This window comes from Actinomadura sp. NPDC049753 (assembly GCF_040674655.1).
GTDB classification, from domain to species: domain Bacteria; phylum Actinomycetota; class Actinomycetes; order Streptosporangiales; family Streptosporangiaceae; genus Spirillospora; species Spirillospora verrucosospora.
The window spans coordinates 39,323-59,322 of record NZ_JBFARL010000012.1; the positions used below are offsets into that span (position 1 = coordinate 39,323).

A 20,000-nucleotide genomic window follows, 5' to 3' on the forward strand; every position below is an offset into this window, starting at 1 on the left:
TGCGAGGGCGGTGCGACAGTGCAGTTGCGCTGCCCGTCGCGCCTCTCTACCAGGCAAACCGTACCGGGTTGTGCTTCGGTTCTAGGCAGATCTGCGCCGCCTGCTTTGGCAACGCGCGGGGCGGCGGACATGTGCCGCCCCGCGCGTGTCGGCGTATCGACGGATGTTCGGCTCTCAGTGCCGCAGAGAAGGGGCCTGCCCTGACCGGTCACTCAGGTGATGTGCCGGCAAGGTCAGGCGCGGAAGGCGACGTGGGCGGAGAGCCGGGAGCCGGTGAACCAGACAACTCCGACGCTTCCCGTGGTGGTCACGGACCAGTTCTGGTTGCCGGAGGGGTTGTTCACCCATCCCTTGACCGAGCAGGACTTGGCATCCCGGCACAGGTGCTGGGCGATGGCCGGCTTGCCCGGGTTCACGCCGGACACGACGTCGATGATCGCGGTCTTCTTGTTGCACTCGATCTTGCCGTAGTGCCAGACGCGGCCTCCGACGGTACCGGCGCTGGCGTAGGTCCGGCACTTGAGACTCTTGTTGGCGAAGTGGCCGCTCCAGGGGCCGTAGTCCGTCTTCTTGATCGTTGTCGCGGCGGCCTGGCCTCCGGCGGCCGCGACAGGCCCCGCGTCGGCGACGCGCGCCGCGGGCTTCGGCGATGACGTCGACTCGATGGCGAGACCGGAGACCACCGCTCCGCCGGCCAGGGCGACTCCCAAGGCGCTGGCGGCGACGATTGCGTTCTTCCGTTTCATGGCTGAACCCTTTCTGGGAGGCGGGCCACATCGGCTGAGCGATCCGGTCCCGCCGTTGACGTTCAGTGAAGTTAGCGAGCCGAATCATGTGTGATTCAGGGCCTTAGGGCCCTGAAACCGGGGAGCGGGGACCCCAGTCGCGGCAGCAGACCAGGTAGCTGACTTCCACCGGACGACGCGCCGCGCGCAGCGCCGTGACCGCCGCCGGCGACACCGATCCACAGCCACAGCCGAGCCGATGTCACTTGTCAGTACGTCAATCCGGCCGGCCTGTGGCTGGCGAGCAACTGGCCGACCTGGTCTCCGGTGGCGTGCCTAGTCAATGTTGCTAGGTACTAGTACTCAGTGCTACTTTGTACCGGTAGTCAGTGGCACCGAGTAGCTGGAAGGGGGGTTCATGGACAAGCAGTTGACGGAGATGCTCAAGGGCACGCTTGAGGGCTGCGTTCTCGAAATCATCGGCAGCGAGGAGACCTACGGGTACGCCATCACGCGTCAGCTGAATGAACTCGGCTTCGCCGATGTCGTTGAGGGGACGGTTTACGCCATCCTGCAGCGGCTGGAGAGGAACGGGCTCGTCCAGGTGACGAAACGACCGTCCGGGCTTGGCCCGCCGCGCAAGTTCTATGCGCTTAACGACGCGGGGCGCGAAGAACTCGCAACGTTCTGGGCGAAGTGGGAGTACATCACATCGCGGATCGACAAGCTCAAGGGGGGCGGGAGATGAGGTTCTGGGAGACGGTGACAGGCAGCGATCTCACCAGGGAATGGAAGGCGTTCGAAGCCCGGGCCGAGGCATTGCCGGCCGACTACCGGGCGGCGTGGGAAGAGATCAAGGGGCACCTCTTTCCCTACTCGGGCTTCACAGGACGAAACCTGATGCCGATTCTCGACGGGGCTCTGGGGTTGCTCGAAGAGTCCGCCGCCGATGGGCAGAGCGTTCACGAGGTCCTGGGTGACGACGTCGGGGGCTTCTGTACGGCGCTGGCCGGCGGGGAAGGGGCCCGGACCTATCGCGACCGTTGGCGCGAGCAGTTGAACAGGAACGTCGCAAGGAAATTGGGCCGGCTGGGAGGCTGAAATGAGCATCCGAGACATCATCGAGGGCAAGAAACAGTGGCGGGCCCACATGGCGCGGGTCAAGGCGCTCCCACCGGACTATCAGATCGTCTATAAGGAAATTCAGAAGTACCTCTTCAAGGTCGGACCGGTCGACCTGCTCGGCGGGCCTCTGCTCTCAGACATCCTCGATTTCTTCGAGGAGGGCGTCGCGGCCGGTCGGGGGGTCATGGAACTTCTGGGAAACGATATCGCTGCCTTCTGCGACGACCTGATCAAAGACTCGCGCACCTTCGCGGACATCTATCAGGAGTCCATCAGCGGGAAACCTGGCACGGCCGAGAAGTAACACCCGCCGACCGGTGCCGGCGGAATTCATCGATGGTGAGCCGACGGAGAACCTGGGCCCCTGACCGTCGACAGCCTGCCTCCCGCCCGCGCGGTTGCCTGTGACGCTCGGCCGGTGGCCACCCGCCCGCACTTCCAGTGGGCGGCCTTGCAGTGAGATCCCGGCCGCGATCATCACCGAACACCACCATCTGGAACGGCGTCTCGCCCCTGTCGGGCTAGTCCGCATCCTCGAGGTGGCCTGCCACCGCGCCGGCATCGCGAGCTCGGTCAGCGCCGCTATCGCGCGGCTCCCCCGACGTCGGCATCACCCATGCCCTCGAAGAACGACGGCGCTGCCGAGTTCGACATCCGCGCGACCACTCTCACAGCGGCATCACCGCCCGCGGCCTCTGACCCGCAGCCTCAAAGGAGCACCATCATGACCAGCGCGAACCCCTCGGCGATCGCGGTCACCGGGCTACGCAAGTCCTACGGCGACAACCTCGTACTCGACGGCATCGACCTGACCGTCCCCGAGGGAACGATCTTCTCCCTGCTCGGCCCCAACGGGGCCGGCAAGACCACCGTTGTCCAGATCCTGTCCACGCTGATCGGCGCCGACGGCGGCGACATCCGGGTGGCGGGCCATGACCTGGCCGCCGATCCCCGGTCGGTCCGCGCGTCGATCGGCGTCACCGGCCAGTACTCGGCCGTGGACAAGCTCCTCACCGGTGAGGAGAACCTCATCCTGATGGCCGATCTGCACCACCTGCGGCGGAGCGAGGGCCGCCGGCTCGCCGCACGGCTGCTGGAGCAGTTCGACCTCGTCGAGGCCGCCAAGAAGCCGGCGTCCACCTACTCCGGCGGCATGGCCCGACGGCTGGACCTGGCGATGACGCTGGTCGGCGGCCCTCGCGTCATCTTCCTGGACGAGCCCACCACCGGCCTGGACCCGCGCAGCCGCCGCACCATGTGGCAGATCGTCCGCGACCTGGCCGACAGCGGAGTCACGATCTTCCTCACCACGCAGTACCTGGAAGAGGCCGACCATCTCGCCGACCGGATCGCACTGCTCGACCACGGGACGCTGATCGCCGAAGGGACCCCCGAGGAGCTCAAGCGACTCATCCCCGGCGGCCACGTGTCTCTGCGCTTCTCCGATGACACCGCGCTCACCGGCGCGCTCAGCGCGCTCGGCGCCGGGTTCGTGGACACCTCCGACGACGACCGCCTCACGCTGCAGGTCCCCTCCGACGGCGGTGTCGCCTCACTGCGCGACCTGCTCGCCCGGCTGGACACCGCCGGCATCGAACCGGCCGACCTGTCCGTGCACACCCCCGACCTCGACGACGTCTTCCTCACCCTCACCGGCAACCCGAAGGACAAGGACGCAGTCCGATGAGCACTGCCATCACCGTCCGCACCCGCACCCTGGCCGACTCGGCAACGATGATCCGCCGGCGCCTGAAGCACATGCTCCGCTACCCGGCCATGACGGTCCAGCTCATCGGCATGCCGGTCGTCTTCCTGCTGCTGTTCGTGTACGTCTTCGGCGGCACGCTCGGAAACGGGCTCGCCGGCAGCGGAGGCCGCGGCCGGTACCTCGACTACGTCACCCCCGGCATCATCCTGATGACCACCGTCGGCGCCGCCACCAGCACCGCCATCTCGGTGGCCATGGACATGGCCGAGGGAATCGTCGCCCGATTCCGGACCATGGCCATCTACCGATCATCGATCCTCACCGGGCACGTCATCGGCAGCATGATCTCCATCGCGATGAGCATCGTGGTCGTCATCGGCGTCGCCCTCTCGATCGGCTTCCGGCCCAACGCCAACCCTGCCGAGTGGCTGGCCGCCGCGGGCTTCCTGGCGCTGTTCGTCTTCTCGCTCACCTGGCTGGCGGTCGCCCTCGGCCTGGTCGCCAAGAACCCCGAGGGCGCCAGCAACGCGCCCCTGCTGCTGATGCTCCTGCCGTTCTTCGGCAGCGGCTTCGTGCCCACCGACTCCATGCCGACCGCCCTGCGCTGGTTCGCCGAGTACCAGCCGTTCACCCCCGCCATCGAGACCCTGCGCGGCCTGCTGATGGGCGACGCCATCGGCAACAGCGCCTACCAGTCCATCGCCTGGTCCGCGGGCATCACCCTGGTCGGCTTCCTTTGGTCGATGAAGCTGTTCGGCCGCGACCCCAGCCGCTGACCGAACCCACGTCGGTGACCACACCCACGAAGCAGCCGCAGCCGTCAGAGCAACAGTTCTGACGGCCCGGAGCCCTCAAGGCGTGACCTATGCAGACGCTCAACATCGGAGCTCATCGCGCGTGGCACTACCTCGCGGCGCCGATGGCCAAGCGTGAGCTCCGCATCGGGACGCCCCGCCGGCCGCCGGGAGCCAGTCGCGCGAGCACTGCGGCGGGGACGTCCGCAGTACCGACGGTGAACTGGATGCGGTCGTAGGGGCCGGGTGCTCCTACGCGGGCAACAACCCCGTCGACCACGCCGACCCCACCTGCCAGTACTGCGACGACGGCTTTCGGGCGCCCGGCAGCAACTATGGCAACGACGGAGCACGCGGACGCTGGGACAACGCCAACCAGCACCGCAACTCCTTCAGAAGAGGAGGAAGGGGCGGCGTCTATCTGGCGCCACAGCGCGCACCGAGCGGCGGCGGCTGCTGGGTCGGCTGCAACGGCACCGTGAGTGCGAATCCGGCACCGATCAAGAAACCCTGCGGCTGGAGTTGCAAGCTGAGGGCTCGCCGCGTGCTCGTTCAGTGCCTCGAGCCGGGAGGCGGTGTTGCCTGTTTCGTGTTGGGGTGAAGCGCCCGAAGTCTCCCGTCCTGCAGGGAGGTTGTTCACCTCGGTGGCCGGGCTTGGGGTGTGGTGTCTCCTGCATCTGGCAGCTCAGTCGTCGTAGCTCCGTACCGCGGCGGCGATCGGCTCAAGTCCCGCGACCAGCTCGTCGAGTTCGTCCGCGCTGAGCACGCTGTACGGCGGTGCCGCCAGCTCGTCGGTGAGGGTCTCGATCCGCTCCTTGGCCTCCCGACCGGCGTCGGTGAAACCGCCGTCGGCGTTCACGAGGCCGCGGCCGCGCAGGCCGTCGACGACGGCGTCCAGCTGTGTTTTGGGCAGGTGGTGGATCCGGCCAAACTCCTCGGCCCTCATGCCGAGGGAGAGAGCCAGGAGGACGTGGGCTTCGGTGCCGCCGATGCCGTGGGCGACGAGGGCGGCGTTGTGGCCGTCCCCGCGGTGCTCGCGCAGCAGCGTCGCCGCATGCCAGAGCCTGGCCACCGGCTCCTCGGGAACGTCGAGCGCCCGGAGGGCGGCGTACAGCACTCGGCCCTCGGTCGGCGCGCTGACCGCCGCCCGGGTGGCGAGGTCGGCGGCCCGTGCCAGGCCGGGGGAGTCGGCGAGTTGTCCGATCATCTGCCGCAGCGCGGCGGCGCTGCCCCGCTCGCGCACGGCGATCGCCTCCTGCGGGGTGATCTTCCCCCAGACCCACGGAATGTGCCGCGCCACCTCGCCGTCGGCGAAGTTGTAGAAGACCGCGTGCACCACCTCGGCCGGTGCCAGCCCCAGCGGCGCGGCTCGGCCGGCGAAGTATCCGTCCCAGTAGTTGCGCATGCCGAGGGCCAGGAACGCCTCGTTCGGGACCTCGGAGAAGGTGACGGTGGCGATCGGCTCGACGAGCTCGAACATCCGGTGGACCTTGGCCTGTGCGTGCGACATCTGCCGGCATCTCCTGTGGTTGTCACAGCCGCCCTCGTGGGCGGCGTCTCAACCTTGCTACGAACAGCGCGGCCCGGATCCGACAACTCCGGTCGATTTCCTTCGGCAACTTCGGGGGAGTCACACGGCCTCGGCCGCAAGTCGGTTGCCGCCCCGGTCCGTGCCACCGGTCGAGGGCGGCTCGCGGTCGATCATCCAGATCGTCCACAGCGGCACGCCGGTGGCGTAGGCCAGGGGCAGGCGCGGCAACGGCAGCGAAGCACGATACAAAAGCATGTGAGGCCTCTGGTGGGGACGGGGCGTTGTGAAAGAACAACCGGCCTACGAGGGGCTTCTTGACGTCCGGCGCCGCCCACGCCGTCCGCGGTCATGCTCTGATCAGCACGCCGAACTGCCGCTGAAAAAGGCTCAGTGTGAGTCGGCCCCGCCCATGCGGCATCCCTGCGGGCCGGAATACCTAGAATCCCCTCGCGCCAGGGGCGGGAGCGCCCTGCGGGCTTGACATGCGGTGGGCCGCGTCCGGAAGAATCGGGGGCCGGCGGGGTTGATCATGATGTGTGGAGGCTTTCATCAACGAGTGGGCGCGGGAGTGGCTGCCTGTACACCTGGAGCGTATGGAGGACAAGCTTCCGGATACGGTGACCTCTCGGGAGACCTGGCGGTGGCTCGCCCATCCGAACCTGATCGACCACGTTGTGCGAGCTCCGGTCCCGGTCACGCCCGGGCGGATTGTGCATCATACTCAGACGTTCGGGCAGCTGTTCCTGATGGTCAGTTCCTTCCCATCGGCGAACTTCCGGAAGATTCGCAAGAAACTGCTTCCGGATGGTTACATGGCGATGCTGGATCCGGTGATGCACTCGTCCGGTTTCTCCAGCGGCTCGGTAGACCTCGCGCATTGGCTGCTGTTCAAGGACGAGGACGGCAGCGCGCTGGTGCTGCTTTGCTACCTGGCGGCCAACCGAGAGGCGATCCCGCTGCTGCCGTTGGAGTTGCTGTCCTCCAAAGAACGCCGCCAAGTCGGTTCTTACATCATCTGATGCTATGAGGAGCGGGGCCTCCGATCCTCGTGACGGTTCCGGTGTCCGGGCGGACCGGGGTCATCACACCAATCCGCTCAAGGATGGAGGCCGTTATGTTCTTCGTGGTCTTGCAAGAGGGCCGCTGGCCTTCGGGCCCGTCATGACTGCCCCTTTTTCATCTCCAGGTGAGCTCGTAGTTCTGCAGGACGGCGATGGCCCGACCAGGTGGCCGGCTTGGGGGGCTGCGGCTGAGCTTGTGGAGGATTCGCCATGATTTGAGCTGCGCGTTCGCGCGTTCGCCGGGCCCGCGGAGCTTCGCGTGCGTGCAGCGCGCGCAGGATTCCCCAGACGCGGGCGGCGGTCAGGTCGTGGATCTTGCCGGGCATCGCGGCCCGAGGTCCACAGGATCGTCCCGTTCGGGCCTGCGGCCACCTGCACGTTCATCCCGTGCACCCGATGCTTGCCGGAGAAGTAGGGGCGGTCGGCCTTGCCAGGGGCTCCTTGACGTTCCGCAGCAACCACACCGACCGCGGCCATCACGTGATCAGCAGTCCCCGCACCGCTGTTGAGAAGACTCACCGAACGCGCGCGACGGTGATTGAGCCCGTATCTGTCGAAGGGCATCGCCGCGGCTTCCCCTGTGTGTGAGATCTCTCCGCCCCGGCCCCGGCAGCACCGCACTTGAACTCTGCGGCGCAGCGGGGGCCCTCCGGCACGAGAGCACACCACTCCGCGACGGCGACTCCACTCGACTTTAGAACGCGGGTTTCCGGGAGCCCTGGTCGCTTCGGTGTCCCGTCGGTTCCTGTAGGGCGATCGCCGCGTCGTTGTTGGGACGTCGCCCGCCGTAATCTGTTTTGTGTGTCACCACGGCTCTCTGCCAGCATGACGCCCATGCGCCACCCTCTTGACACGTTGGACTGGCCGATTTCCACCGACCGACTGCTGTTGCGCCGGGCTGCCCCCGGCGACGTGGACACGACCTGGGCCTACCGGCAACTGCCGGAGACTCAAGAATGGGTCACGGCCGCCACAGAGACCTACGACGACTACCGTGAGCGTTTTCTCCGCGAGGACCGGCTCGCAGACCTGCTCATCGTCGAACTGGACGGCCGCGTGATCGGCGATCTGACGCTGCAGGTCCAGGACGCTTGGGCCCAGGAGGAGGTCGCTGACCAGGCGAAAAGCGTCCAAGGAGAGCTCGGGTGGACGTTGGATCCCGCCTACGGCGGCAAGGGCTACGCCACCGAAGCGGTACGCGCCCTAATCGACATCTCCTTCGGGAGTCTTGGTCTGCGCCGCCTGCACGCGGACTGTTTCTACGACAACGAAGCTTCGTGGCGGCTGATGGAGCGGGTTGGGATGCGCCGCGAACAGCACACGGTGAGAGACTCTCTCCACCGCACCAAGGGATGGCTCGACGGTCTCTCATACGCGCTCCTGGCCGAAGAATGGCCCGCTCCCGAGTGATGGGCCGGGTGGCCATGTCCGGCTCTTGCTGCCGATCTTCTTGATAAGATCACTATCAATTCATGCAGGCGTCAATCGGGGAAACTGAAATCAGTTCCATGCGTAGTGTGAAGGCAGCAAGGTGCTGGCTGCGGGAGAGCATAATGGACTCGTTCTCCCTCTGAGGCGCGCTTCGGTACGGTGCAGGACGCTTGCTGACTTGCGGCGATAGCGGGAAGCGGCTTGTCCTGGCCTCGATCGGCACTTAGACGTCATCTCATTTGGTTTGGTGGCGGTAGCCTGCGGTCGTGGAGATGGTCGAGCGGCTGGTGCCAGAGGAGTTGTGGGAGCTGTTCCAGCGGGTGGTGCCGCCTGCTCCGACGCGGCCGCAGGGCGGTGGCCGGCGCCGGTACGGGGATCGTGAGGTGCTGGCGGCGATCATCTTCGTGGCCACCACGGGTTGCACGTGGCAGCAGTTGCCGCCTGTGTTCGGGCCGTCGGGTCCTACCGCGCACCGGCGCTTCACCGAGTGGACGTCGGCGCGGGTGTGGGCCAAGCTGCACCGGCTGGTGCTGGACGAGTTGGGCGCGCGCGGCGAGCTCGACTGGTCGCGGTGCGCGATCGACTCGGTAAGCGTCCGCGCCGCCAAAGGGGGGAACTGACAGGCCCGAATCCTGTCGACCGCGGCAAACGTGGGTCGAAAATCCATCTGCTGGTCGACCGTGCCGGACTGCCCCTTTCTGTCGGGATCTCGGCGGCCAACACCCACGACAAGCTCGCACTGGAGCCGCTGGTGCGGGGCATCGCACCCACCCGCTCCCGGCGCGGGCCGCGCCGGCGCCGCCCGGCCAAGCTGCACGGCGACAAGGGCTACGACTACACCGACCTGCGGCGCTGGCTACGCAGGCGAGGCATCACCCCGCGCATCGCGCGCCGCGGCATCGAGCCCTCCGACCGGCTCGGACGCTACCGCTGGGTAGTGGAACGAACGGTGTCCTGGCTGAGCGGCTGCCGCCGCCTGCACCGCCGCTACGAACGCAAACCCGAGCACTTCCTGGCCTTCGTCGGCATCGCCGCCACCCTCATCTGTCACCGCCGGCTAACCAAATGAGACGACCTCTTAGAGCGTCCGCCAGTAGGGCATCGGATGCACGGGCGCGTATGACCCCGGAACGAGTGTCAGTGGGACCCCCTCCTCTCCGGACTGACTGGTGATCAAGCGTGACCAGCAATTCCGACTGAAGGGGGCGCCCCGGCATGACCAGTATCTTCATTGTGTCCGTCGACTCGGTCGAAGGCTCGGCCCCTCCGTGGGAGGGTGCACGTTATTAACGCCGACGTCCCATATGTGCCACAGGAGACCGTCTTCCCCCTGTCTCTCCTGGTGGACGCCTGGTGGAAGCTGGACAACGGATATTGGCGCAATGAAGACTATGAGGACGGAGAGCGGTGCCCCTTCACCGAGGAGCAGGGTAAGGACATCACCGCAGGCATGCGGCTGAAAGATGAGTTCCCGAATCTCTTCGAACTCGTCCTCGGTAAGGAGATAAGGGTTACCAAAGATGGTTACCTCCTCGCGGAGGACGGTAAGACCATCCTCGAACCCAGGCGCAAGGCGGAATACGTGTACAAGCTGAGCGGGGTTAGCCGTCCCGGCTATTCCGTGTTCACTTGCGGTAACGCCGAGGAGTTCTCACAACGCGCCGCACACATCGTGACCTCCTACGACATCAGTCCCTACCGGAACGCCCCGCACCTGAGCGAGGCCGCAGCGCTGGAAGATCCGGCGGAGTTGAACGTATGGGATGGGCTGGAACTGGGGGAGGGCTACTCCTTCACTGAGATCCCTTACGTAGAGATTGTGTGAGGCGTCCCGGGAGGCGGCCTTCATCACCGGCCAGATCATCGACGGCGGCTGGGCGCTCGGCTGACCTCGGTGGCCCGGCACCTTTCATGTCTGCACGCGGACGAACCCGGTCTGGCGGGCGATGACGACGAGTTGCGCGCGGTCGCGGGCACCGAGGGACTCAAGCCGGGTGGACGGCCGGGAGACGGGGGCGGGGGAGTCCACGCCAGGTGCGGGGCCGCCGGGAACCGCGCGATGAGGGCCCTGGCGGCGTTGGGCGACAGAAGGCAATCCCCGGCGGGGGAGGACGACCGTGGCCCGCCCGCTCAGGAAAGGCGCGCGCGTGGCCGTTCCCGAGCCCCGCGGCCCGAGGCTGTGCCCTTAGCGCCAGCCGAGTTCGGGTGCCACGTGGGTCAGAATGTTCTCCAGGACGTGTGCGTTGTAGTCCACACCGAGCTGGTTGGGGACCGTGAGCAGCAGCGTGTCCGCGGCCTGAATGGCTTCGTCGCCGGCGAGTTGCTTGACCAGCACGTCCGGTTCGGCCGCGTACGAGCGCCCGAAGATCGCCCTGGTGTTCTCGTCGATCATTCCGATGTGGTCGCCCGAGTCGGCGTTCCGGCCGAAGTAGGCGCGGTCCATATCGCTGGTCAGCGCGAAGATGCTGCGGCTCACCGACACACGCGGCTCGCGCTGGTGTCCGGCGTCCTTCCACGCCTGCCGGTAGGCCTCGATCTGCTTGCGCTGCTGGACGTGCAGCGGCTCGCCGGTCTCGTCGTCCTTGAGCGTGGAGCTTTGCAGGTTCATGCCCAGCTCGGCCGCCCACACACTGGTGGCGTTGGAGCCCGAGCCCCACCAGATGCGGTCGCGCAGCCCCTCGGAATGCGGCTCGACGCGCAGCAGCCCGGGTGGATTGGGGAACATCGGCCGCGGATTCGGCTCGGCGAAGCCTCTGCCCTGCAGCACCATGAGCAGCACCTCGGTGTGCTTGCGTGCCATGTCGGCATCGGTGTCGCCCTCGGACGGCTCGTACCCGAAGTACCGCCACCCGTCGATGACCTGTTCCGGTGATCCACGGCTGATGCCCAACTGCAGCCGCCCACCGGAGATCAGGTCGGCCGCGCCGGCGTCCTCGGCGAAGTACATCGGGTTCTCGTATCGCATGTCGACCACGCCGGTGCCGATCTCGATGCGCGAGGTCTTCGCGCCGATCGCGGAGAGCAGCGGGAAGGGAGAGGCCAGCTGCCTGGCGAAATGGTGCACCCGGAAGTAGGCGCCGTCGGCGCCGAGCTCCTCCGCGGCTACGGCGAGATCGATCGACTGCAGCAGGGCGTCCGCAGCCGACCGGGTCCGCGAGCCCGCGCCGGCGCTCCAATGACCGAACGAGAGAAAGCCGATCTTCTTCACACCTACACCAACCATCTCAGCGCGTACGAGATTCCAGCACGGCAGACCCCAGGGCATCCCGCGGTCCTCGCCCGGCACACACCAAGACCAGCGGGAGCCCTCTGCGATCACCCGGTACCGGCCGGCAGGCCCGGCCGGTCCTCGACGGTCAGCGTCACAAGATGCTTCCGTCGAGGAGCAGTTCGCTGAACACGCCAAGGGCGGATGGCCGATTCGAGGGGCGGGCCGCCGTGCGCGCCTGCGGGCGGGTGCACCGCGCCCCTGCTGCCGGAACACGGCACCAATGCCGCCTCACTCGTGGGTTCCGTGCGGAAGGCCCGGGACTACCGCGCGCGGCCTCGGGAGTGCATTGGTGGGTGTCTCCGGGAGAACGGTGACTGCTGCGGGATTGGCGGGGTAGCCCTCGGCCAGCAGTCAGTGATCACCTCGGCGGGCGCTCCGGACGCGACGAGGCGCCCGGTGGCCGTCTGGTGCTGTGGGCCGCGAAGGTTTGCGCCGTTCGGCTGATCCGCGTCCCTGCCAAAGGCAGAGATCAGGCCTGCTCCAGCAATCGGTCGACCAGCCCGGCGATGTAGTCCGGGGTGAGGGGGCCCGCGCCGAAGAGGACGCGGATGTACATCGGGGCCATGACGTGGTCGAGCACGCCCAGGACGTCGGGTGGATTCTCGCCGCGTTCGCCGGCGCGGTCGAGCATGGCCTGCATGAGCCGGGTGCGTTCGGCGAGAAAGCCGTCACGCGCCCGCAGTCCCTGTTCGCCCCTGTTCGACAGGGCGACGGTCAGGCGCAGCACCGCCAGTCCGTCGGGTCCCGTGATCTCGCGCGCCACCTGGGCCGCGTAGGCGTGCAGGTCACCGGCCAGACTCCCGGTGTCGGGCATCGGCGACTGCGCGTTCAGGCGCGTGAGCACCACGTCGGTGAGCAGGGCCTCCAGGGTGCCCCACCGGCGATAGATGCTGGTATCGGCCACCCCCGCGCGGGCGGCGACGTCACCGACCGTGAACTCCCCGTAGCCGCGCTCGCTGACCAGGTCCGTCACGGCCTGGTGCACTGCCGCCCGGACACGGGCGCTGCGCCCGCCGGGCCGCCGGACCGGCCGCCGCTCCTCCATGCCCCCACCTTAGCGCAGCTCACAGTTGCGTTTAGGGCCTTCGCTGTCTAGTCTCCTAAAGCAGTAACGAACTGCTTTAGGAGGAACGATGAAGTCTGCACCGCCGGTGGCCGTGCCGAACCGGGCGGCGCTGCTCACGGTGACCTGCCTGGGGCAGTTCATGGTGCTGCTCGACAACACGATCGTCGGGGCGGCGCTGCCCGACATGCAGGAGCGGCTGCACATCGAGTTGACCGGGCTGCAATGGATCGTCGACGCCTATGTGCTGCTGGTCGCCATGCTGTTGCTGTCCGGCGGCGTCTTCGCGGACCGCTTCGGCCGCAAGAGGATGTACCTGGCCGGCGTCGTGGTCTTCACCGCCGCGTCCGTCGTGTGCTCGGCCGCGCCCTCGCTCGGCTGGCTGATCGCCGGGCGGGTGCTGCAGGGCATCGGGGCCGCGGCGCTGAGCCCCGCCTCGCTGACCCTGCTCGCCGCCGCGTATCCGGTTCCGCAGGAGCGGGTCAGGGCGATCGGGCTGTGGGCGGGATTCAGCGGAATCGGTCTGGCCGCCGGACCATTGGCCGGTGGCGTTCTGGTGGAGGCCTTCGGGTGGCCCGCCATCTTCCTCGTCAACGTGCCCGTCGGCGCGGTCCTGCTGGTCGCCGGGCTGCGCGTGCTGGGCGAGTCCCGCAACCCGAGCGCGCCGGCGATCGACGTCCCGGGCACGGTCCTGTCCGTCGTGGGCGTGGGGGCGCTCACCTACGGGCTGATCGAGGGGGGCTCCCGTGGCTGGACCTCGCCTGTGATCCTGAGCAGCTTCGCCGCCGCGGCCGTGATCCTCGCCGTCTTCGTGGTCGTCGAAGGGCGGGTTTCGGCGCCGATGCTTCCATTGCGGCTCTTCCGGCAACGGCTGTTCACGGTCTCCAACACGGCGATGATCGTGGTCGGTTTCGCGCTCATGGGCTCGTCGTTCTTCTTCTCCCAGTTCTTCGTCTACGTCCAGGGCAGCTCGATCCTGCGAGCCGGGGTGCAGACCCTGCCCGCCACGCTCGCGATGGTCGTCATCAGCCCGTTCGCGGGCCGGTTCGCCGCCCGGTACGGCTTCCGGATCATGGTTACCGTCGGCCTGACGCTGGCAGGGCTGGGACTGCTGGCCCTGGGCTTCGTGCACGCCGACACCGGCTACACGAACGTATGGTGGCGGCTGGCCGTCGTTGGTATCGGTTTCGCCCTGACCATGTCCCCGCTGACCGGCGCCGCCATCCAGTCGGTCAGCCCCCAGGAGGGCGGCCTGGCATCGGGCGTCAGCAGCACCACCCGGCAGATCGGCGCGGTCCTCGGCGTGGCGGTGCTCGGCGCCGTCGTCCGCACCCGGGAGACCGGTGGCGCCTCCTTCGAGGAGGGGCTCAACAGCGCCTTCGTCGTGGCCGGCGTCGTCACCTTGGCCACAGCCGTGTTCACAGGCCTGTGGCTGATCAGGAGCAACGAACCGACACGGCCGGCGAGCCCGGCCCCGCTGCGCGTTCATGAGAGCACCACGAGTCACTGACGCGGCCAGGGCTCCGGTAGCACTCACCGAACGGACAGCAGCCTGGGCGAAGGACTGCGTCCCTCGCTCAGTCGACGTGGAGGCGCTCGGCCAGGCCCGCGGCGGTGAATGCGGCCAGAATGTCGTCGGGGCCTTCGGTGAAGTGGGACCAGCTGTCGACGTGCGCCGGGACGATCCGTCGCGCACCGAGCATCGCGGCCGCGGTGGCTGCCTGCTCACTGTCCAATGTGAGCAGAGCCTGGTCGAGGAGAGGGGTGCGGACGGCCCCCGCGAAGATCACCGCGGTGTCGACGGGACCCAATCTGTCGGCGATCTCCTGGACGAGTTCCAGCGAGGCGTTGTCGCCGCTGACGTAGACGCTGGGAAGATCGGGTGCGGAGAGCACGAAGCCGATCACGTCGCCGGTGACGGGTTCGCAGCCCTCCGGGCCGTGGCGCGCCGGGACGCCGGTGACGGTGAGCCGACCGCCGTCGGGGCGGGGGAGTTCGTGAGCGTCCCACGGCGCCAGGCCGAGCGCGTTGCCGCCGAGGCGCCGTGCGCCGCTCTCGGTGGTGTAGACCACCGGAACGCTCGGCAGCAGGGCCCGTCCGGCGTGATCGAGGTTGTCCGGGTGCTCGTCGTGCGAGAGCAGGACAGCGTCCAGGTGACCGATCTCGCTCGCCTGGACGGCGGCTGATGCCGTCTTGCTGAGGAACATGCCGGGGCCCACCTCGTAGTCGCCCGGCTCATCGAACGTGGGATCGGTCAGGATGCGCAGCCCGCCGATCTCGATGAGAGCGGTGGGCCCGCCGAAGACCCGAACGCGGGCGGCGTCGGCGCGAGAATCTGACATGAACACTCCTCACGTTATTACAGGATTTCTCCGTGAGGACGCTAGCATGACGTCACGGAAGAACCAAGCAGTTAACATGAGAAGATGAGTGCGACGGACGCTGCGGCCTCACGACATCTCCTGCCCCCCGCCCCGGGCGATGACGGTCGCCCGGCGCTGGCACTGGCGAATACGTGGCTGGTCACCCCCGCCGGCACGACCGACATGATCGGTGATCGGGAGCTCGCGACGGCCTGGCTCGTCGAGCGTGATCTGATCGATTCCGAGCTGGCGCTCGGTGACCCGTGCACGGCGCGCTTGCGCACGTTGCGGCACAGCATCCGCGAGTTGCTCACTGCTTTGACGCAGAAGGAGCCCGCGCCTCAGCATGCACTGACCATGGTCAACGACGCCCTGACCGCGGTGCCGCGCGCGCAACTGCTGGCCTGGAGTTCCGAGCAGGGCTTGTATCGCCGCCGACTCCATCCACTGGACCAGGCCACCGACCACATACTCGCCGAATTGGCCGCCGACGCCGCCGACCTTCTCACAGGCGCAGATGTGCCCAGACTCGCTGCGTGCGCTGCCGAACCCTGCTCCCGGTTCTTCGTGCGCACCCATGGGGCACGCCTATGGTGCTCGGTGCGCTGCGGAGATCGGGTCCGGGCGGCACGGGCCTACGCCCGACGACGTCGGTCTTCATAGCTAGTGGTGTGACCGGGAACTTCGCCGGCTCTGACGTCGTGCTGGCACGATCGTTTCGTGGATCTTTCTGAGCGGTTGGCCGATTGGCTGGACTGGGACGGCGCCGCGTTCCTGGTGGGATCCTGCCTGGGGATCTTCGACGAGTCCGAGTCGTTCGCGAGGGTCAAGGCTGTGTTCTGGACGGACAACCCGTTGGGCAGTGCTCTCCACGAGGTGCTCCTCCAGTTGGTCGCGGCGGGAGTGCTTGAGCGGCGGGAGGAGCCGGACGAGCAGTTTCGTTGGGCCGGCCGGTGACTTCAGGCAGCCGGGCGAGAGGGCGTCCGTCCAGCGGATGCCCTTCTCGCTGGTTTGGCGCTGTGCTCCGGATCGGGCGATTCCTTCCACGTTTTGGGTCCGCTGGAAGGTGACGCCGCGGCGGGCGAGCAGGCACCGTAACGCCTCGCGGCTGATCCAGATGACCCGGCCGTGCGCTTTCCGCAGGTAGGCGGCGAGCTTGCGGGTGGGCCGTAGTCGAAGGCGCACCTCTGTTCCTTCCATGCGGGCCGACCAGTTCGAGTACACCTGCCAGGCGTTCGGCCGGGGCGAGCCGGACGATGAGGTCGTCATCCGGGAAGGCGCCGAACCGGGCCGCTTCCTGGCCTTCCGGGCGGGACGGGTCTGGGTGGTGCCTCGGATCGAACGACCCGCGAGGTTCGCGCGGAGCGGTCGATCATCGCATCTGGGCGCGTGGTCCCGGCCGACGCGCTTCGAGATGCCTGCACCGATCTGCGGCGGGTCGGTGAACTCAGTGCCGGTCTAGCCCCTGAGAGGGGTGTGAGGCACGCATCCCGGGTGGAATCGACCGTGCCGGTCCGCGCACGCCGACTGGCCCGCCGGAGAGTGGCGCTTTGTCGGCCCTGGACGCGTATGCGCTTTGACGATAAGTCAAAAATGGCCTGATTTCAGACAAAAGTTGTCAACTGGATTTAATTGCGTTTCTGAGTGCTCATAGCATGCGGTGTCCCGATGGTTAGCAGTACATGCCCTTGTTGGTTTTGTTGAATCCTGCCTACACTCGCCCGCGTCGGGTGAGTTTCCAGAGCAGTCAGAGAAATGGAAGGCTAAGCGTGGCCGACGTGTCGGAAGAATGCTCGCCGCCCATGTCGCACGGGGCGGCGCCGGGGGACTCGTTATTCGCCGCATTTGATCCGGTCCTCTTCCGGAGAAATTCCGAAGCGGTCGCCGCGCGCCTGGAATCGCATCTGGCGGACCGGTCCGTCCGGGGTTTGGACCTTGCGGATCCCGACGTTCTGGCGCAGGCGGCGCGGGCGTTGATGACCGCCGAGAGCGAGGGCGTCGCCGCCTTCGACGAGAAACGGCTGGCGGCGATCGTCGATCTCTATCTCCGCACCGGTATCCAGGTGCACTCGCCCGGATACATGGGACGGCAGTTCTCCGGCACCGTCCCGCTGGCCGGCGTCATCGACTTCGTCGGCTCGGTCGTCAACCAGCCCTCGTCCTACTACGAGGCGGGGCAGCTGCCGATCACGGCCGAGCGGATCATGGCCGACGAGCTCAACCGCTTCATCGGATGGGACCCGGGCTCCTTCGCGATGGTCACCACGTCCGGGGGCTCGCTGGCCAATCTCACCGCGCTGCTGGCCGCCCGGAACCGCGCCTATCCCGGCATCTGGGCGTGCGGCGAGCATGGCGGTCGCGGACTGCCCGCCATCGCGGTCAGCGAGGAGGTGCACTACAGCGTGACCCGCGCGGCCGGCGTCCTCGGCATCGGCGAGAAACGGATCGTCCGGCTGCCGGTGGACAGGCGAGGACGCATCGCCGTGCACCGGGTGCCCGCGGTGCTCGCCGCCGCCGAGCGCCGGGGGCTGGAGGTCTTCTGCCTGGTGGCGTCCGCGGGTACCACCGCGCTCGGCGCCTTCGACCCGATCGACGAACTGGCCGGTATCGCCGCCGAAGGCGGTATCTGGCTGCATGTCGACGGGGCGCACGGCGCGAGCCTGCTCGTGTCGGACGCGCTGCGGCACAGGCTGCGCGGTATCGAGAAGGCCGACTCGCTGACCTGGGACGCGCACAAGCTGATGTTCGTCCCCGCGCCCTGCACCATGCTGTTCTACCGCAACGCGGGGGACGCCCCTGAGGCGTTCGGCCGCGGCGCCGCCAGCTACGTTCTCGACGAGGAGCCCGACGCGCACTGCGCGTTCGACAGCGGCGACAAGAATCTCGAGTGCACGAAACGGCCGATGATCATGCCGTTGTGGGCGCTGTGGGCGGTGTACGGGCGCGCGCTCTTCGCCGAGAAGATCGAGCAGTTGTGCCGGACGGCGCACGAGGCGCACCGCATCCTGCTCGACGAACCCGATTTCGAAGTGCTGCACGAGCCGGAAGCCAACATCCTCTGTTTCCGTTACCGGCCGGAAGGCATCGCCGCCGACCGTGTCCACCGCCTGCAACTGCGAATCAGGAAACAGGTAAGGCTGGCCGGGCGGTTCTTCATTTCCAAGGTGGACGTGCAGGGAACCGCGGCACTGCGCATCGTCTTCATGAACCACCAGATCAGCACCGAGCATTTCCGGATGCTCCTCGCCGAGATCAGGAGCACCGGTCAGCGGCTGCTCCGCGGCGACCTCTCCGCATGACGAACCCCCCGTGACGAACCCCCCGTGACGAACAGGAGCGCGACATGACCTCGACGATTCTCACGCCGGTCGGCCGGTCGCCCGTGGACGGCCCGGAACTTGCGGCGCGGCTGATCCCCGAGGAGGAGATGCGGCCGTGGTCGGTGGACGCCGTCCCGGCGCTGCCCTCCTTCGCGAGCAAACTGCGCGAGTGCGAGCGGCTCTGCGGCGTCCCCTACGCCGAGACTCCGCACGATGTCCAGGACGCTCTGGTCCTGCGCCGCCTCGGCCAGATGATCAATACGGCGCTGCTCAACCCGCTGTGGCGGGAGCGGCTGACGGCCTCCGGCATCACCGGCCCGCCCGCCACCTACGAGGAGTGGGAACGGGTGCCGCTGTCTGACAAGACCGTCCAGCGCGACATGTTCACGGGCGCCCGCTCCGGGATGGTGGTGCCGCTGGCGCACGGCGGGTTCGAGGTGGTCGCCAGCGGCGGCACCAGCGACGGCCTGCCGCTGGAGATCGTCTACTCGCTGCGGGAGCTGCACGACACCTACCGCATCGCCGGCGCCTTCATGGGCACCTACCAGCTCCGCGACCACCTGGCCGGCGGCGACCCCAAATGGCTGTTCACCAACCTCGCCGACTACCAGATGTGGAGCAGCGGAACCATGGTCGGCGGCGTCCTGCAGCAGGTCCCGGGCGTCAACTACATCGGCGCCGGCCCCGTCACGGGCCCCGTGCTGGAGCACATGTTCTCCTACCCCGGGCCCAAGGCCATGATGGGCATCTCAGCGGGCATCGCGATCCTCAGCGACCTCGGCGCCGGACTGGGCCGCGAGGCGCGGGAGAGCTTCCGCGTCGCGCTGTACGGCAGCGGCGTGCTGCCGCAGCGTAAGCGCGCCGAGCTGCGCGCGGTCTACCCGAACGTCGCGATCCTCAGCTACTTCGCCGCCACCCAGGCCGAGACCGTCGGACTCCAGTTGAGCGACGACTCGCCCTGGCTGGCCGCGGTGCCCGGCCTGCACCTCGTGGAGGTCGTCGACGACCAGGGCCGCGCGGTCGCCGAGGGCGAGGAGGGCGAGCTCGTCGTCACCCGGCTGCACGCGCACGAGGCGCCGCTGCTGCGGCTCAAGCTCGGCGACCGGATGATCCGCCGCCCCGCCCTCGACGGGCCCGGCCTGAAGACCGGCCGGTTCGAGTTCGCCGGCCGCACCGCCGACGTGCTGCACATCAACGACAGCCAGTACTCGGCGGCGATCGCCTACGCCGCGCTCCGCGACCGGCTGCGCGAGACGACCGGCATAGACCTGGACGCGACCGCGCACGACATCCAGTTCGTCAACCACCGCGAGCACAAGACCATCACGCTGCTCGCCGCGGTCGACGACGCCGACGGCCACACCTGCGCGCTGTCGGCCGCACTCGGCCCGGGCGGCGTCCACCAGGTCTTCGTCGGTGCGCTTCTCCGCTCCCTGTCGCTGTTCAACGACCGGGAGGCCACCCCGGAGGCGGTCGAGCGGACCGGCTACCGCTTCCAGCTCGCGTTCGTTCCCCGGTCCTCGCCCGAGATCGAACGGACGGCCGTCGGCAAGGTTCCCCTGGTCCGAGACCGGGGCTGAGGGACGGCGACCGACCAGAACAGGAGTG

At 67.9% G+C, this 20,000-nt stretch carries 21 protein-coding genes and 2 pseudogenes; 14 read left to right on the plus strand and 9 right to left on the minus strand.

The window, feature by feature from the left end; all coding sequences use genetic code 11:
* Nucleotides 1-233: 233 nt before the first annotated feature.
* The gene (locus AB0K37_RS05515; protein ID WP_363975228.1) at nt 234-746 is read right to left on the minus strand and encodes a hypothetical protein; all 513 of its coding nucleotides are present in this window, start codon (nt 744-746) and stop codon (nt 234-236) included.
* A gap of 397 nt (nt 747-1,143) precedes the next feature.
* On the opposite strand from AB0K37_RS05515, the gene AB0K37_RS05520 reads away from it, so the two are divergent.
* The 5 genes from AB0K37_RS05520 (at nt 1,144) to AB0K37_RS05540 (ending at nt 4,334) form a co-directional block, all read left to right on the plus strand.
* Nucleotides 1,144-1,473 carry a PadR family transcriptional regulator gene (locus AB0K37_RS05520; protein ID WP_363975231.1) on the plus strand — a complete coding sequence of 110 codons (330 nt, stop codon included), beginning with the start codon at nt 1,144-1,146 and terminating at the stop codon, nt 1,471-1,473.
* A complete protein-coding gene (locus tag AB0K37_RS05525) occupies nt 1,470-1,826 on the plus strand; it encodes a DUF1048 domain-containing protein (protein ID WP_363975234.1) in 357 nt (118 codons plus the stop codon). Before AB0K37_RS05520 ends, AB0K37_RS05525 begins: the two co-directional genes overlap by 4 nt.
* Nucleotide 1,827: 1 nt before the next feature.
* Nucleotides 1,828-2,154: a DUF1048 domain-containing protein gene (locus AB0K37_RS05530; RefSeq protein WP_363975237.1), complete on the plus strand. Its 327-nt coding sequence runs from the start codon at nt 1,828-1,830 to the stop codon at nt 2,152-2,154.
* Nucleotides 2,155-2,574: 420 nt separating this feature from the next.
* On the plus strand, nt 2,575-3,537 hold the full coding sequence (locus AB0K37_RS05535; RefSeq protein WP_363975240.1) for an ATP-binding cassette domain-containing protein: 963 nt from the start codon (nt 2,575-2,577) through the stop codon (nt 3,535-3,537).
* Nucleotides 3,534-4,334, plus strand: coding sequence for an ABC transporter permease (locus tag AB0K37_RS05540; RefSeq protein ID WP_363975243.1), 801 nt, complete (start codon nt 3,534-3,536; stop codon nt 4,332-4,334). The genes AB0K37_RS05535 and AB0K37_RS05540 overlap by 4 nt, the downstream gene beginning before the upstream one ends.
* Before the next feature lie 127 nt (nt 4,335-4,461).
* Here the strand turns inward: AB0K37_RS05540 and AB0K37_RS05545 are convergent, their stop codons facing one another.
* The 3 genes from AB0K37_RS05545 to AB0K37_RS05555 all read right to left on the minus strand — a co-directional run bounded on the left by AB0K37_RS05545 (nt 4,462) and on the right by AB0K37_RS05555 (nt 6,138).
* Entirely contained in the window at nt 4,462-4,992 is a 531-nt protein-coding gene (locus AB0K37_RS05545; protein WP_363975246.1) for a hypothetical protein, read from the minus strand.
* Between the two features lie 45 nt (nt 4,993-5,037).
* Entirely contained in the window at nt 5,038-5,862 is an 825-nt protein-coding gene (locus AB0K37_RS05550) for a hypothetical protein (protein WP_363975248.1), read from the minus strand.
* A 120-nt stretch (nt 5,863-5,982) separates the two neighbouring features.
* Complete coding sequence (locus AB0K37_RS05555) at nt 5,983-6,138, minus strand: hypothetical protein (protein WP_363975251.1); 156 nt, start codon at nt 6,136-6,138, stop codon at nt 5,983-5,985.
* A gap of 281 nt (nt 6,139-6,419) precedes the next feature.
* Here AB0K37_RS05555 and AB0K37_RS05560 point away from each other — a divergent pair, with 281 nt between their 5' ends.
* Nucleotides 6,420-6,902, plus strand: a complete 483-nt coding sequence (locus tag AB0K37_RS05560; RefSeq protein WP_363975254.1) for a hypothetical protein — start codon at nt 6,420-6,422, stop codon at nt 6,900-6,902.
* Nucleotides 6,903-7,059: 157 nt separating this feature from the next.
* Here AB0K37_RS05560 and AB0K37_RS05565 read toward each other — a convergent pair.
* Nucleotides 7,060-7,370, minus strand: a pseudogene (locus tag AB0K37_RS05565) (transposase family protein); the annotation flags it as partial.
* A gap of 408 nt (nt 7,371-7,778) precedes the next feature.
* Between AB0K37_RS05565 and AB0K37_RS05570 the strand changes: the two are divergent.
* From AB0K37_RS05570 to AB0K37_RS05580, 3 genes are all read left to right on the plus strand, one after another.
* Nucleotides 7,779-8,354: a GNAT family N-acetyltransferase gene (locus AB0K37_RS05570; RefSeq protein WP_363975256.1), complete on the plus strand. Its 576-nt coding sequence runs from the start codon at nt 7,779-7,781 to the stop codon at nt 8,352-8,354.
* Between the two features lie 293 nt (nt 8,355-8,647).
* Nucleotides 8,648-9,444, plus strand: a protein-coding gene (locus AB0K37_RS05575; RefSeq protein WP_363975344.1) for an IS5 family transposase whose coding sequence is annotated in 2 segments (ribosomal slippage) — nt 8,648-8,990 and nt 8,990-9,444 — 798 coding nt in all. Because the reading frame shifts where the segments join, the coding sequence is not laid out codon by codon here.
* Between the two features lie 237 nt (nt 9,445-9,681).
* Nucleotides 9,682-10,200, plus strand: a complete 519-nt coding sequence (locus AB0K37_RS05580; RefSeq protein ID WP_363975259.1) for a hypothetical protein — start codon at nt 9,682-9,684, stop codon at nt 10,198-10,200.
* A 360-nt stretch (nt 10,201-10,560) separates the two neighbouring features.
* Here the strand turns inward: AB0K37_RS05580 and AB0K37_RS05585 are convergent, their stop codons facing one another.
* Nucleotides 10,561-11,583 carry an LLM class flavin-dependent oxidoreductase gene (locus tag AB0K37_RS05585; protein WP_363975262.1) on the minus strand — a complete coding sequence of 341 codons (1,023 nt, stop codon included), beginning with the start codon at nt 11,581-11,583 and terminating at the stop codon, nt 10,561-10,563.
* A 532-nt stretch (nt 11,584-12,115) separates the two neighbouring features.
* On the minus strand, nt 12,116-12,691 hold the full coding sequence (locus AB0K37_RS05590; protein ID WP_363975264.1) for a TetR/AcrR family transcriptional regulator: 576 nt from the start codon (nt 12,689-12,691) through the stop codon (nt 12,116-12,118).
* 88 nt (nt 12,692-12,779) lie between these two features.
* Between AB0K37_RS05590 and AB0K37_RS05595 the strand changes: the two genes are divergently transcribed.
* Nucleotides 12,780-14,219: an MFS transporter gene (locus tag AB0K37_RS05595; protein WP_363975267.1), complete on the plus strand. Its 1,440-nt coding sequence runs from the start codon at nt 12,780-12,782 to the stop codon at nt 14,217-14,219.
* 67 nt (nt 14,220-14,286) lie between these two features.
* Here AB0K37_RS05595 and AB0K37_RS05600 read toward each other — a convergent pair whose 3' ends face one another.
* Nucleotides 14,287-15,051 carry an MBL fold metallo-hydrolase gene (locus AB0K37_RS05600; RefSeq protein WP_363975270.1) on the minus strand — a complete coding sequence of 255 codons (765 nt, stop codon included), beginning with the start codon at nt 15,049-15,051 and terminating at the stop codon, nt 14,287-14,289.
* 84 nt (nt 15,052-15,135) lie between these two features.
* Between AB0K37_RS05600 and AB0K37_RS05605 the strand changes: the two genes are divergently transcribed.
* Both AB0K37_RS05605 and AB0K37_RS05610 read left to right on the plus strand, forming a co-directional pair.
* The gene (locus AB0K37_RS05605; protein WP_363975273.1) at nt 15,136-15,735 is read left to right on the plus strand and encodes a CGNR zinc finger domain-containing protein; all 600 of its coding nucleotides are present in this window, start codon (nt 15,136-15,138) and stop codon (nt 15,733-15,735) included.
* A gap of 57 nt (nt 15,736-15,792) precedes the next feature.
* Nucleotides 15,793-16,029, plus strand: coding sequence for a hypothetical protein (locus AB0K37_RS05610; RefSeq protein ID WP_363975276.1), 237 nt, complete (start codon nt 15,793-15,795; stop codon nt 16,027-16,029).
* Between the two features lie 68 nt (nt 16,030-16,097).
* Here the strand turns inward: AB0K37_RS05610 and AB0K37_RS05615 are convergent.
* Nucleotides 16,098-16,233: pseudogene (locus AB0K37_RS05615) on the minus strand (IS630 family transposase); the annotation flags it as partial.
* 608 nt (nt 16,234-16,841) lie between these two features.
* Here AB0K37_RS05615 and AB0K37_RS05620 point away from each other — a divergent pair.
* Both AB0K37_RS05620 and AB0K37_RS05625 read left to right on the plus strand, forming a co-directional pair.
* Nucleotides 16,842-18,371 carry a pyridoxal-dependent decarboxylase gene (locus AB0K37_RS05620; protein ID WP_363975278.1) on the plus strand — a complete coding sequence of 510 codons (1,530 nt, stop codon included), beginning with the start codon at nt 16,842-16,844 and terminating at the stop codon, nt 18,369-18,371.
* A 44-nt stretch (nt 18,372-18,415) separates the two neighbouring features.
* Nucleotides 18,416-19,972, plus strand: a complete 1,557-nt coding sequence (locus tag AB0K37_RS05625) for a hypothetical protein (RefSeq protein WP_363975281.1) — start codon at nt 18,416-18,418, stop codon at nt 19,970-19,972.
* Nucleotides 19,973-20,000: the final 28 nt, after the last annotated feature.